General features: G+C 33.6%; 10 protein-coding genes. All 10 read left to right on the top strand.

Going from position 1 to position 14,133, the window contains the following annotated elements; translation table 11 throughout:
- Positions 1 to 87: 87 nt before the first annotated feature.
- The 10 genes from ACVEGE_RS10305 to ACVEGE_RS10260 all read left to right on the top strand — a co-directional run bounded on the left by ACVEGE_RS10305 (position 88) and on the right by ACVEGE_RS10260 (position 14,096).
- Positions 88 to 2,505: a DUF5916 domain-containing protein gene (locus ACVEGE_RS10305; RefSeq protein WP_192501262.1), complete on the top strand. Its 2,418-nt coding sequence runs from the start codon at positions 88 to 90 to the stop codon at positions 2,503 to 2,505.
- 126 nt (positions 2,506 to 2,631) lie between these two features.
- On the top strand, positions 2,632 to 5,052 hold the full coding sequence (locus ACVEGE_RS10300) for a DUF5916 domain-containing protein (RefSeq protein WP_192501263.1): 2,421 nt from the start codon (positions 2,632 to 2,634) through the stop codon (positions 5,050 to 5,052).
- A gap of 141 nt (positions 5,053 to 5,193) precedes the next feature.
- On the top strand, positions 5,194 to 6,711 hold the full coding sequence (gene gpmI, locus ACVEGE_RS10295; protein ID WP_192501264.1) for a 2,3-bisphosphoglycerate-independent phosphoglycerate mutase: 1,518 nt from the start codon (positions 5,194 to 5,196) through the stop codon (positions 6,709 to 6,711).
- A 125-nt stretch (positions 6,712 to 6,836) separates the two neighbouring features.
- Positions 6,837 to 7,514, top strand: coding sequence for a TetR/AcrR family transcriptional regulator (locus ACVEGE_RS10290; RefSeq protein ID WP_192501265.1), 678 nt, complete (start codon positions 6,837 to 6,839; stop codon positions 7,512 to 7,514).
- Between the two features lie 2 nt (positions 7,515 to 7,516).
- Complete coding sequence (locus tag ACVEGE_RS10285; protein WP_173854950.1) at positions 7,517 to 9,181, top strand: peptidase domain-containing ABC transporter; 1,665 nt, start codon at positions 7,517 to 7,519, stop codon at positions 9,179 to 9,181.
- A gap of 3 nt (positions 9,182 to 9,184) precedes the next feature.
- Entirely contained in the window at positions 9,185 to 10,534 is a 1,350-nt protein-coding gene (locus ACVEGE_RS10280) for an HlyD family secretion protein (RefSeq protein ID WP_192501266.1), read from the top strand.
- Positions 10,534 to 11,931, top strand: a complete 1,398-nt coding sequence (locus ACVEGE_RS10275) for a TolC family protein (protein WP_192501267.1) — start codon at positions 10,534 to 10,536, stop codon at positions 11,929 to 11,931. The genes ACVEGE_RS10280 and ACVEGE_RS10275 overlap by 1 nt, the downstream gene beginning before the upstream one ends.
- 43 nt (positions 11,932 to 11,974) lie before the next feature.
- On the top strand, positions 11,975 to 12,793 hold the full coding sequence (gene map / locus ACVEGE_RS10270) for a type I methionyl aminopeptidase (RefSeq protein ID WP_192501268.1): 819 nt from the start codon (positions 11,975 to 11,977) through the stop codon (positions 12,791 to 12,793).
- An 89-nt stretch (positions 12,794 to 12,882) separates the two neighbouring features.
- Positions 12,883 to 13,257, top strand: a complete 375-nt coding sequence (locus tag ACVEGE_RS10265; protein WP_192501269.1) for a GxxExxY protein — start codon at positions 12,883 to 12,885, stop codon at positions 13,255 to 13,257.
- Positions 13,258 to 13,331: 74 nt separating this feature from the next.
- Entirely contained in the window at positions 13,332 to 14,096 is a 765-nt protein-coding gene (locus ACVEGE_RS10260) for a class I SAM-dependent methyltransferase (RefSeq protein ID WP_173854947.1), read from the top strand.
- Positions 14,097 to 14,133 lie beyond the last annotated feature (37 nt).

Raw genomic sequence — 14,133 nt, 5'->3', positions numbered from 1 at the left:
TGTAAGTAAATAAACACACCAAAAACACTTATTGCTTGCAGGTTTTATTTATTATGTTATTTTTGTCTACCCAAGTCCTTAAAATTTATGTCAAAATCCTACTATTACGCCACAATCATTGTTTATTTCTTTGTATTAAACGCTTTTTCACAAAAAAAAGTATTAATAGCAAATCCTACAGCTGACGGAATTGCTGTAGACGCAAAGTTCAACGACAAAACTTGGGCAAATAACAATGATATCGCTACAGACTTTATCATGTTTGAACCTGATAACGGAAAACTTATTAGCACCAATAAAAGAACCGAAGTCAAAGTTTCTTATGACAATGATGCCATTTATATCTTGGCATTACTTTATGATGACGAACCCAACAAAATTCAGCGAGAAATTACAAAAAGAGATGTTTTTGGTGTCTCTGATCATTTTTCAGTGGCTATTAATGGTTTTAATGATGGCCAACAAGACTTTCGCTTTTATGTGAGCGCCGCTGGTGTACAAATGGATTGCATTGCTACCGAAGCCGCAGAAGATTATACCTGGGACGCAATCTGGGATAGCGAAGTTGCCATAACCAATTTTGGGTGGGTTGTAGAAATGAAAATCCCCTATGCTGCTTTGCGTTTCTCTAATGCTCAAAAACAAACCTGGGGAATCAATTTTAAAAGAGAGATAAAAAGAGACGTTCAAACCTATACCTGGAACCACGTTGATACAAAAATTGGCGCGGTAATCACCCAAGCTGGAATACTTGAAGGCATTGAAAATATAAAAACCCCTACCCGATTATTCTTTATTCCATATACCTCAGCGTATTATCAAGAAGATGATTTGGCTTCGGATAGAACATTTAAAGCTGGTCTCGACATTAAATACGGAATCAATGATTCTTTTACCCTTGATGCTATTTTAGTACCAGATTTTGGTCAAACAAAATTTGATAACGCCATTTTATACTTGGATCCTTTTGAACAAAAATTAGAAGAAAATCGTCCTTTTTTTACTGAAGGAACGAACTTATTCAACATAGGAAACTTATTTTACTCTAGAAGAATAGGCGGATTCCCAACTAGAGAACCAGTACCTGAAGCAAACGAAGAAATAACTAAATATCCTAGTACTGTAAATTTATTAAATGCTGTAAAAGTATCCGGAAGAACAGAGAATGGACTAGGAATTGGTTTTTTGAATGCCATTACTGAAAAAACGTATGCTACACTTGAAAGCAGCACAATTAACGGCGAAAATGAAGTCATCAAGAAAACCCGAAAAGAAGCCATTGAACCTTTGACAAATTATAATGTACTCGTGCTCGACCAGCGTTTCAATGGAAATTCTTCGGTTTCATTTGTAAATACAAACACCACACGTAATGGAGATTTTAGAGACGCTAATGCTACTGCACTTGTTTTTGATTTAAGTACAAAAGCAAATACGTATAATCTTTATGGTGATTTTAAATACAGCACAGTAAATGACATTCAAAGTTATAATGGTTTTAAAACAGCTTTAAATTTTGCTAAAACTAGTGGACAATACCGCTACACCGTTTCTGGAAAATACATTTCAAGTGACTATGACATCAATGATCTTGGTTTGGTTTTCTACACTAATTATCATAATGCTTTCGCCAATGGTAGCTACAGAATCTTAAATCCAACTAAATATTTCAACACCTTTAAAGTAGAACAAGAGTTCAATTTAGAATTGCAAAACACTACAGGTAAAATGCAAGAAGTTTGGTATAAAACACTTATCAAAGCACGCTCTAAGAAAAACCACTACATGGAATTTTCGCTTGTCATCAATCCATTTGAAACGTATGACTTTTACGAACCTCGCGTTGCTGGAAGGTATTTACAAATTCCAAAACGCTTTTCATCTTACTTTGGTGTAGAGTTCAACCGCAACAATGCTTTTACTTTTGATTTCACACCAAGTATTGCTGTCTTTGATCAAGACAACAGAATAACTTACGGAATCGCAGTAGGGCCTAAATACCGTTTCAACGACAAATTCTCGCTTTATTTAGTTATGGATTACTCGAAGAAAAAAAATGATCGCGGATGGGTAGGTTTTGATGATACCGGAATCGTTATTGGACAAAGAGATCGAGAAATTCTTCAAAATGACCTAACAGGTAAATACGCCTTGAATAATAAAATGACCATCAATTTAACCGCTCGTTACTATTGGTCATATTCTGATAATAAAAACTTTTTTAGTTTACAAGATGACGGTACTGTAATTGACAATCCCACCTTTGATTTAAACAAGAATAGAAATTTTAATTCTTGGAACCTCGATCTTTCATACTCATGGTGGTTTGCTCCAGGAAGTGAGCTGTCATTACTGTATCGAAATTATTCTCAAGAAAGTAAAAATATTGTGGAACGCAACTTAGGTGCTAACCTTAAAAATGTATTCAATAGCAATCAAACGAATATCCTATCCATTAGTGTGCGCTACTTTATTGATTACAACCGAATCAAAAATAAATTTTAATTAATTTAAGAAAACTGTAACAGAACAGCCATAAATGAGTCTATTGATGTAAACATAACAGCTAAATTACCAATAATGGTTTTTAAATGTTTTTTTTTACAAATTATTATAAAATCAATCGGGTTTATGAAGCAGTTTTTTTCCATTCTATTTTTATTTATTTTTTGCTTTGGCTACAGCCAAAAGAAAACATTACAAACTAAAAAATTAACTAGTGAGAACATCACTATTGATGGAAATTTTGACGAAGAAATATGGAAAACTACTCCAGAAGCTACTGACTTTATTATGTTTCAGCCCGACAACGGAAAAGTCATTCCTGAGAACAAAAAAACTATAATTAAAGTACTATACGACAACGATGCAATCTACATCGCTGCAAAAATGTTTGATAACGAACCGGATAAAATTCTTAGAGAAATATCTCAAAGAGATGATTTTGGGACTTCAGATCTATTTGGTGCTTTTATAAATGGTTTTAATGACGGCCAGCAAGACTTTCAATTTTATGTAAATGCTGCTGATGGTCAAGCCGATTGTATCACCACAGATGCTAATGGCGAGGATTATTCATGGGATGCTGTCTGGAAAAGTAAAGCTTTGACAACTGATTTTGGGTGGACAGTAGAAATGCGAATTCCCTATGCTGCAATTCGTTTCTCAGGTGAAAACAAACAAACTTGGGGACTTAATTTTTTTAGAGAAATACGACGCGACCGTCAAAAATTTACTTGGAATTTTATAGATTCTAAAATAGGAACTTTTACACAACAAGCCGGAATTCTAGAAGGAATTGAAAACATAAAACCCCCTACTCGGTTGTTCTTAATGCCTTATTCCTCTTTTTACATCAATGCAAATTCACAACAAAAAACAATAGGTACATTAAAAGGCGGACTCGATATAAAGTATGGTATTAACGATGCTTTTACACTTGATGCGATCTTAATTCCTGATTTTGGACAAACAAAATACGACGACCAAATCTTAAATCTAGGACCGTTTGAACAGCAGTTTAACGAGAACCGATCCTTTTTTACTGAAGGAACCGATCTTTTTAGCAAAGGGAACCTTTTATATTCAAGAAGAATTGGCGGCAAGCCCATCAATAGACCTCAAATTACTAACGACGAAACAATTACGGACAACCCAGTAAGCGTTAACCTTATCAATGCGTTAAAAATTTCAGGAAGAACAAAAGGTGGATTGGGTATTGGAATTTTAAATGCCGTTACCGAGAAAACCTATGCAACAATAGAAAACAAAATAACTAACGAAACTAGAAAGCAAGAACTACAACCACTATCTAACTACAATGTTTTAGTATTAGACCAGCGCTTTCGCAAAAACTCTTCCGTATCATTCATCAATACTAATGTAAGTAGAAACGGTAGTTTTCGCGATGCAAACGTTTCGGCTTTAGCATGGGATTTAAACACAAAAAAGAATACTTACAACCTTTCAGGAGATTTTAAATACAGTTACATTAACGACCTAGAAGACAAACACGGTATAGCCACTACATTTAATTTTGCTGAAACTAGTGGGAATTACAGGTACAGTTTTGGAGGCGATTTAGTAACTAAAGAATATGATAATAATGACCTAGGTATTAATTTTGAAACGAATTATTACAGCATTTATGGAAATGCAAATTACCGTATTTTAAACCCAACAAAATATTTTAACTCTTTTAAACTTTCTACTAATTTATACACTCAGTTCCATAAAGAAACAGGTAAATTACAATCAAATAGCATTAATATAAATGTAAACTTAGACACTAAAAAAAATCATTACGTAGGCTTTGGAGTAAACTTGAACCCACAAGAAACTTATGATTTTTATGAGGCTAGAACAGCTGAAGATTATCTTATTTTTCCAAAAAACTATAACGCTTGGGTTTACATATCCACGAATTACAACTATAGATTTGCACTTGATTTTAATCCATCATACGCTATTTTTAATGAGACAAAAAGACGCACTTATGAGTTTTCATTAGGTCCTAGATACCGTTTTAATGATAAGTTCTCTATGAACTACAACTTTGAATTTCAACGTCGTAACAACAATAAAGGATATATTGATAGTATTGACGATGATTTGAACACCGCAACTCCTGATGCTATTATTTTTGCTAATAGAAACGTGGTTACTTATGGAAATACGCTTTCGGGCAAATACTCCATCAGTAGTAAAATGAACTTTAATTTAGCCGTACGCCAATACTGGTCCTTTGCTGAGAATCAAAACTACCTTTCATTACAAAAAAATGGCCGTCTAACTGATTATATAAATTACACAAACAATAAAGATTCTAGTTTTTACTCTTGGAACTTTGATTTATCCTATTCATGGTGGTTTGCTCCTGGCAGTCAAGTTTCTATTTTATATAGAAATAATGCGGCTAATTTTGAAAGAAATATCAATAAAGACTTTGACAAAAATGTTACTTCATTATTAAATAATGATGCCCTTAGTCATGCCTTTTCTATAAGTGTAAAATACTTTATTGACTATAATAGCTTGAAAAGTAAATCGTAACCTGCATTAATTTTAAAAAAAGGACACTTCTGTAAATAAATCGTTAGAATTTTAAACCGTTCACTTCTTAATACGTAATTGTCATTTTGAAGCTTACATAAGATTTTGAAAACCGTTATCTTTGTTTAAAACAATATCGATATGAACAAGAAAGTGATACTAATGATCTTGGACGGTTGGGGAAAATCTCCTGACCCAAAAGTTTCTGCTATAGACAATGCCTCCATACCTTTTATAAATAGCTTATATAAAAATTACCCCAGCGCTCAACTTAGAACGGACGGTTTACACGTAGGACTTCCTGAAGGACAAATGGGAAACAGCGAAGTAGGACACATGAATCTAGGTGCTGGAAGAATTGTTTATCAGGATTTAGCTAAAATTAATTTGGCTGTAGCCAATAATACATTAGCAAAAGAGCAAGTTCTTAAAGACGCTTTCCAATTTGCTAAAGACAATAATAAAAAAGTACATTTTTTAGGATTAGTTTCTGACGGCGGAGTACATTCACACACTTCTCATTTACGAGGGTTGATTGATGCTACACAAGATTACGGATTAGAAAAAGTTTTCATACACGCATTCACTGATGGTCGTGATGTAGATCCTAAGTCAGGTAAAAAATACATTTTAGATTTAGAAAACTATATTGCAGGTACTTCAGTAAAACTAGCCACTGTTATAGGTCGTTACTATGCAATGGATAGAGACAAACGCTGGGAAAGAGTAAAACTAGCTTATGATTTAATGGTAAACGGCCAAGGAACTCACTCAAAAAATGCCATTGTAAGCATTGAGCAAAATTACCAAAATGAAGTTACTGATGAGTTTATTCATCCTATCGTAATGGTTGATGATGAGGACAAGCCAGTAGCTACAATTGAAGATGGCGATGTGGTTATTTTCTTCAATTTTAGAACTGACCGCGGTAGAGAACTTACTGAAGCTTTATCACAAACAGATTTCCATGAGCAAAACATGCACAAACTAAACTTGTATTATGTGACGTTGACTAACTATGACGAAACCTACAAGAATGTAAAAGTGGTTTATAATAAAGATAACATTACTGAAACTCTAGGCGAAGTTTTAGAGAAAAATAATAAAACACAAATCAGAATTGCTGAAACGGAGAAATACCCTCACGTTACTTTCTTCTTTTCTGGAGGAAGAGAAATTCCGTTTAGAGGAGAGCACAGAATTTTAAGAAACTCACCCAAAGTGGCCACTTATGATTTGCAGCCTGAAATGAGCGCCTTTGAACTTACAGATGCCCTAATCCCCGAATTAGAAAAAGAAAACGTGGACTTTGTATGCCTGAACTTTGCTAATGGAGATATGGTAGGCCATACCGGAATGATGGATGCCGCTATAAAAGCTTGCGAAGCAGTAGACAAATGTGTAGAAAGAGTAATTACTACTGCACTAGCACATAATTATACTACAATTGTTATTGCCGATCATGGTAATTGCGAAACAATGATTAATCCTGATGGTAGTCCTAATACAGCACACACGACTAATCCAGTTCCGTTTATATTAGTAGACAAAGAAATTAAAGAAATTCACGATGGAGTACTTGGAGACATTGCACCTACAATTCTAGAATTAATGGGTGTCGAAAAACCAGCCGTTATGACACAACATTCATTGTTATAATCCGTTTAAACAATACATTTTTAAAAGGCTATTCTACTCGAATAGCCTTTTTTTTTGGAATAAAAACAATAATAATTTCTTTTTTGATAGTATTACTATTATATTTGCATTAAATAATATTAATTATGAAAGATTTAATTGCAAATATTAAAATTCAAGTCAACGAAAAAATTTACGTTAAAGATCCTGAAACCTCAGCACTTGGAAAGAAAATTATCCAAGAGAGTATTCTTTTAATTGATGCAATAGGATTTGATCACTTTACTTTTAAAAAATTAGGTGAAAAAATCGGATCAAATGAGAGTTCAATTTATCGCTATTTTGAAAACAAACATAAGCTAATGTTGTATCTTTCCTCTTGGTATTGGAGCTGGATGGAATACAAACTTTTCTTCGCTACCAATAATATTGAGAACACTTTTGAAAAATTAAAAAAAGCAATTACAATTGTTACTGAAAAGATAGAAGATGATGCCGCTACAGAACACATTAATCAATCCATTTTAAATAAAATAATCATTACAGAGTTTACTAAAACATTGCAAACAAAAGAAGTAGACGAAGAAAATAAACAAGGTTATTTCTTAATTTACAAAAGAGTAATTAATAGAATCGTAGCCTTAATCAATGAAGTAAATCCTGACTATCCTTTTGCCAAAAGCATGGCCTCAAACATAATAGAAGGAGCGCTTCATCAACATTTTCTAAAAGACCATTTAAAAACCATTACTAATTGTAACGAGGAAACAAGCCCTACAGATTTTTACATCAATCTTATTACTATAGTTCTAAAAAATAAATAAGCATGACTCCATTAAAAAGATTTTACAATTTATTAGCACTAGACAAAAAAGACATTTACCAACTGTTTTTTTACGCCATATTTGCAGGTTTAGTAAGTTTATCACTGCCCCTAGGTATTCAAGCCATTATTAATTTCATACAATCAGGACGTGTAAGTGTATCCTGGATTGTTTTGATATTCTTGGTAGTTGTTGGTGTGGGATTAGTGGGGATTTTATCATTAATGCAACTTCGAATTACAGAGAATTTACAGCAAAAAATATTTGTACGTTCTTCATTTGAATTTGCTGTGCGACTTCCAAAAATTAAATTCGAAGAACTATACAATACTTATCCTCCAGAATTAGCCAATCGTTTTTTTGATACGATGACCATTCAAAAAGGAACCTCAAAATTATTAATTGATTTTTCTGCGGCCTTACTACAAATAATTTTTGGAGTCATACTATTATCGTTGTACCATCCCTATTTTATTTTATTTGGAATCATGTTGATTATTTTACTGTATTTCATCTTTAAACTATCCTATATTCCCGGTTTAGAAACGAGTTTAAAAGAATCAAAAAATAAATATAAAGTTGCACAATGGTTGCAAGAAATGGCTCGTAATAATTATAGCTTTAGAAACCAACTCAACTTTGACTACGGACTGCAAAAAAACGACAAGTTAGTAAGCGAATACCTTAACTATAGAGAAAAACATTTCAATATCATTAGAAGACAATTCTCTCAGTTAATCATTTTTAAAATAATTATTACCGCAAGCTTACTTTCAATTGGAGGGTTCTTAGTGGTTTCTCAACAAATGAATATTGGACAGTTTGTTGCTGCCGAAATCATCATTTTATTAGTTATCAATTCAGTTGAAAAAATCATTCTTGGGCTAGAAACTTTTTATGATGTATTAACCTCTGTAGAAAAAATTGGTCAAGTAACCGATTTGTATTTAGAAGAAGAGTATGATAATGAAAGTATGAATTATTGCTATGCCGACATCTCTTTAGAAACAGAAAATTTGCAATTTAAATTCCCTGATTCTAAAAACGCTTCTCTAAAAGCAATCTCATTAAAGGTAGAACAAGGAGAACGCATAATTATTGATGGCGAAAATGGTTCAGGAAAGACAACTTTAATCCGTGTGTTATCTGGCTTACTAAAACCTACAGCAGGAAGTTTTTACATTAATGATGATACTTTCAAAAAAATTGACTTAAAACAGTACCGCTCGCAAATAGGAAGCGTTATTTATGGCGAATCTCCTTTTGAAGGAACTTATCTTGAAAACATCACTTTCAACGACCCTAATATTAGTCAAGAGGATTTAAAATGGGCAATTGAAGGCGTACAATTAAGCAGCTTTATTAAGTCGCTACCTAATAGTTTAGACACCGCAATTTACCCTGAAGGAAGGCAACTATCTTCATCAAATGCGCAAAAAATATTATTAGCACGAAGTATCATTCACAAACCTAAAATCCTTTTCTATGAAGATCCTACTGACAAAATGGACGATCAAATAGCCAATGCAATTATCGATTTTATTACCGCCAAAGAGCACAAATGGACCATTATAGTTTCGTCTAAGAATCCGTATTGGAAAACCAAATGCAACAGAGTAATTATCATGGAAAAAGGACGTATTCAACAAGACACAAAAAAGCTATAGATCATGCTAAATATATCTGACAATAACAAAACAAAGCTTCCTAGTTTAGGAAAATTTGAAACGATTAGAAACCTAAATATAAAATCAAATTCGAAAACGCTCAATAAAATCATTGTTTCGGTTTGTATTTTTGGAGTACTCATCTTATTTCTTCCTTGGACACAAAACATCTCGGGTTCAGGATCTGTGACTACTTTAAAACCCAATCAAAGACCACAGTCAATACAAAGTGTTATATCTGGTCGAATAGAAAACTGGTATGTACAAGAAGGTGATTTTGTAAATAAAGGCGATACCATCCTTTTTATATCCGAAATAAAGGAGGATTACATGGACCCAAATTTGGTTGCCAACACTAAGAAACAAGTTAATGCTAAAAAAATGTCCTTAGAATCTTATGGTTCGAAAGTGACTACTTTATCCAGCCAAATTCAATCCATACAAGCCGAAAAAGGGTTGAAATTTGAGCAAGCACAAAATAAAATCAAGCAATCACTTTTAAAAATAAAAAGTGACAGTATGGATCTTGTTGCTGTAAAAACCCAACTTAAAATTGCCAATACCCAGTTTGATCGTGCGGTACAATTAAACGGTGAAGGTTTAAAACCATTGACTGACGTAGAGGAAAAAAGACTAAAACTACAAGAAGTAGAAGCCAAAATAATTACTCAAGAAAATAAATTTCTAACAAGTAAAAACGAATACATCAATGCAAAAGTAGAGGCTAATCGAATTAATGCCGAATATGCCGAGAAAACCTCCAAAGCACAAAGCGACCAATACACCGCATTAAGTAATCAATTTGATACCGAAGCACAAGTAAACAAATTAGAGAATCAATATGCAAATTATAGCATACGCAACGGAATGTACTACATCAAAGCTCCTCAAAGTGGTTATGTTAACCGAGTGCTACAAGCTGGAATAGGACAAACTGTAAAAGAAGGAACACCTATTGTGAGTATTATGCCAGCGCAATATGACGTTGCTGTGGAGACTTATGTCGATCCAATTGATTTGCCATTAATTAATAAAGGAGAAAAAGTGCGCGTTTGGTTTGATGGATGGCCTACAATTGTTTTCTCAGGATGGCCTGATGTTTCTTATGGAACTTTTGGAGGTAAGGTAGTTGCTATCGAAAATTTTATCAGTGATAACGGAAAATACCGAATCCTAATTGCTCCAGACAAAGACGAAGCTGCTTGGCCTAAAAAAATCAGTATTGGCTCTGGTGCCGAAACTATTGCTCTACTAGACACCGTTCCTATTTGGTTTGAAGTTTGGAGAATTTTAAATGGATTTCCACCAAATTATTATAAAACAGATGTAAAAACAGCTAAAGAGAAAAAATAATGAAACCACTTTTTATCCTTTTACTACTATTTGGGTCTGTTGCTTTTGGACAAGACTCAAACACAAACAATGCTAAACAATTTACTTACAATGAGTTTTTGGGTTATGTAAAAAAATACCATCCACTGGTAAAAACCGCAAATTTAGAAATCAACAAAGCGCAAGCAAATTTAATGATGGCTCGTGGTGGATTTGACCCAAAAATTGAGGTAGACTTTAAGGAAAAGCAATTCAAAGACAAAGAGTATTATTCGATATTAAACAGCAGCTTTAAAATCCCTACTTGGTACGGAATCGAAATTAAAGCAGGCTTTGATAATAACGATGGTATTTATCTAAATCCAGAAAATACAGTTCCTAACAAAGGCTTGACATCGTTAGGAATAACGGTTCCCTTAGGACAAGGTTTATTCATTAATCAAAGAATGGCGGATGTACGAAAAGCTAAAATCCAAATGCAGTTGAGTCTTGCAGAAAGAAAACTACAAGCTATCTCCGTATTATATGATGCCTCCCTCGCCTATTTTAATTGGAGAAAAACCTTCAATGAAGTAAAACTTTATGAGACGTACAATGCCAATGCACAAATACGTTTCAACGGAATTAAATCATTAATAAAAGCAGGTGATAAAAGGGCTATTGATAGTATTGAAGCGGGAATTAGCGTAAAAAATCGAATATTAAGTCTCGAGAATTCAAAACTAAAACTTACTAAAGCCAAACTTGAACTAGCTAATTTTCTTTGGTTGGACAATGCGATTCCGTTTGAACTTTCTGAATTATTGGTACCTGAAAAAGATTTAGACCTCACTATTCAAGAAACATTAAAAACGAATGACTTAATTCAAAACGAATTCACTTTAGAAAACCACCCAAAGATCAATGCGCTGGAGAACAAAATTGAAATTCTGACGGTGGAGAAAAAGCTAAAAGCGAATATGCTATTACCCAAAATTGATGTTGGTTATTCTTATATAGCAGAGCCAAGTTATATTGATGATTATCAATTTGAGAATTATAAAATAGGATTAAACTTTTATTTCCCGTTGTTTCTTCGAAAAGAGCGCGGAAGTTTAAAACTAGCACAATACAAAATTCAAGAAAGTGAGTTTGCTTTAAATTTAGAACGATTCCAACTTTCGAATAAAATTAGTGCTCAAAAAACTGAAATTCAGTCGCTAGCAAAGCAAAACGCCATTGTAAAAACATTAGCATCAGACTATAGCCTCATGTTAAAATCTGAGGAACGTTTATTTTCCTTTGGCGAAAGCTCCCTATTTTTAATTAACAGCAGAGAGAATAGTTTGATTAGCGCACAATTAGCTTCAATTGATTTAGAAAACAACTATTTCGTTTCTAACGCAGCTCTTTTTAAAATCATGGCCAACCCCGATTAAATAATTTTAAAATCGTACTTTTGCGATCTGAAAATTAGAAAATATGATTATAGTAAAATCCCGTGAAGAAATAGAATTAATGCGTGAAAGTGCCTTAATTGTATCCAAAACATTAGGAATGATTGCTTCTGAAATTAAAGAAGGAGTAACTACATTACATTTAGATAAATTAGCAGAGGAATTCATTCGTGACCATGGTGCTGTACCAAGTTTCCTAGGTTTATATGGTTTCCCAAACTCATTATGCATGAGTCCAAATGCGCAAGTTGTACACGGAATCCCAAACAATACGCCGCTTCAAAGTGGTGATGTAATCTCTGTTGATTGTGGTGCTTATAAAAATGGCTACCATGGTGATCACGCTTATTCATTTGAAATAGGAGAAGTGGCACCAGAAACTAAAAAATTATTACAAGTTACCAAAGAATCATTATACGTAGGAATCCGCGAATTTAAAGCTGGAAACCGCGTGGAAGATGTAGGTAACGCTATTCAAAAATATACTGAAGCACAAGGTTACGGTGTGGTTCGTGAACTAGTAGGGCACGGTCTAGGGCAAAAAATGCACGAAGACCCTGAGATGCCTAACTACGGAAAGCGCGGTCGCGGAAAACTATTTGTAGAAGGAATGGTTGTTGCTATTGAGCCGATGATCAATCAAGGCACACGCAACATCAAACAACACAAAGACGGCTGGACTATCACTACTGCCGATAATAAACCAAGTGCACACTTTGAACACGATGTAGCTTTAATCGATGGAAAACCAGAGCTGCTGTCAACATTTGCTTATGTGTATCAAGCTTTAGGAATTGTCAGTAATGAGGAAGATGAGTTTAGAAAAGTGCCTTTAGTTCTTTAGACACGAATTAACACGAAAGCTACACAGTGAAAATTACACGAATTAGCCTGAATGTTTCATTGTAAAAATCTCACTAACATCCTTTAAACATGGATACAATTTATTTAAAAGAGGAGTCCTATAAAATAGTTGGAATTTGCATGGAAGTTCATAGGATTTTAGGAAGAGGACATAGTGAAGTAGTTTACAAAGATGCTTTAGAATATGAATTTAAGCAAAATTCAATTTCCTTTGAAAGAGAAAAAGCATTTGAAATACAATACAAAGAAATTATTTTACCGAGAAAATATATCGCTGATTTTGTAGTTTACGGTGAAATAATATTTGAAGTAAAAGCAATTTCTCAATTAACAAATAGTGACATCAGACAAACATTAAATTATTTAGCTTCATCCAATAACAAACTAGGATTATTAGTCAATTTTGGGGAAGACAGCTTGAAATACAAACGAATTATATTATAAACTCAAATTAGTGAAATTCCTTTAGCCCAATCAATTAGTGCTAATTCGTGAAATTCGTGTCAAAATACAATCCAATGAAATCCGTGTTTAAACTTATACTTAATACCATCCCTCGCCCCTTACTTATTCGTTTGAGTTATGTGGCACGTCCTATAATTGCTTTTACTTTAAAGGGAGATAAATTTACTGATCCTATTGATGGGAAAAGCTTCAAATCGATGTTGCCTTATGGGTACGAGACGCAGCGAAATAATGTGCTTTCACCGAGTACTTTGTCACTGGAGAGACACCGATTGTTATGGTTGTATTTAAATGATCAGACCGATTTTTTTACAGCACCACTCAAAGTATTGCACTTTGCTCCGGAACAAGCTTTTTATAAGATGTTTCGAAATCAAAAAAACTTAGATTATACTACAACAGATTTGTTTTCGCCATTGGCAGATGTCAAAGCAGATATCTGTGATTTGCCTTTTGAGGACAATCAGTATGATGTTATTTTGTGCAATCACGTTTTGGAACACATTCCAGACGATACCAAAGCCATGCAGGAACTGTACCGTGTTTTGAAACCTGGCGGAATGGCAATATTACAAATTCCGCAAGATTTAAAACGTGACGTAACTTTTGCAGACGATACCATTACCGATCAAAAAGAACGCGCAAAAATATTTGGTCAATACGATCATGTGCGTATATATGGCCGTGACTATTTTGACAAATTGCGTTCAATTGGCTTTACTGTTATCGAAGAAGATTATACCAATAAAATAGCACCCGAATTGGTTGAGAAATATTGTTTAGCCAAAGGCGAAATTATTCCTGTTTGCTTTAAATAAGTAAAACAAAAATTATAAATTTTCTATTTAAGGGATT

This window comes from Flavobacterium sp. PL002 (genome assembly GCF_054165825.1).
Note: the sequence above shows the minus strand (reverse complement) of the source record. Positions and strands in the feature narration are given on the sequence as shown.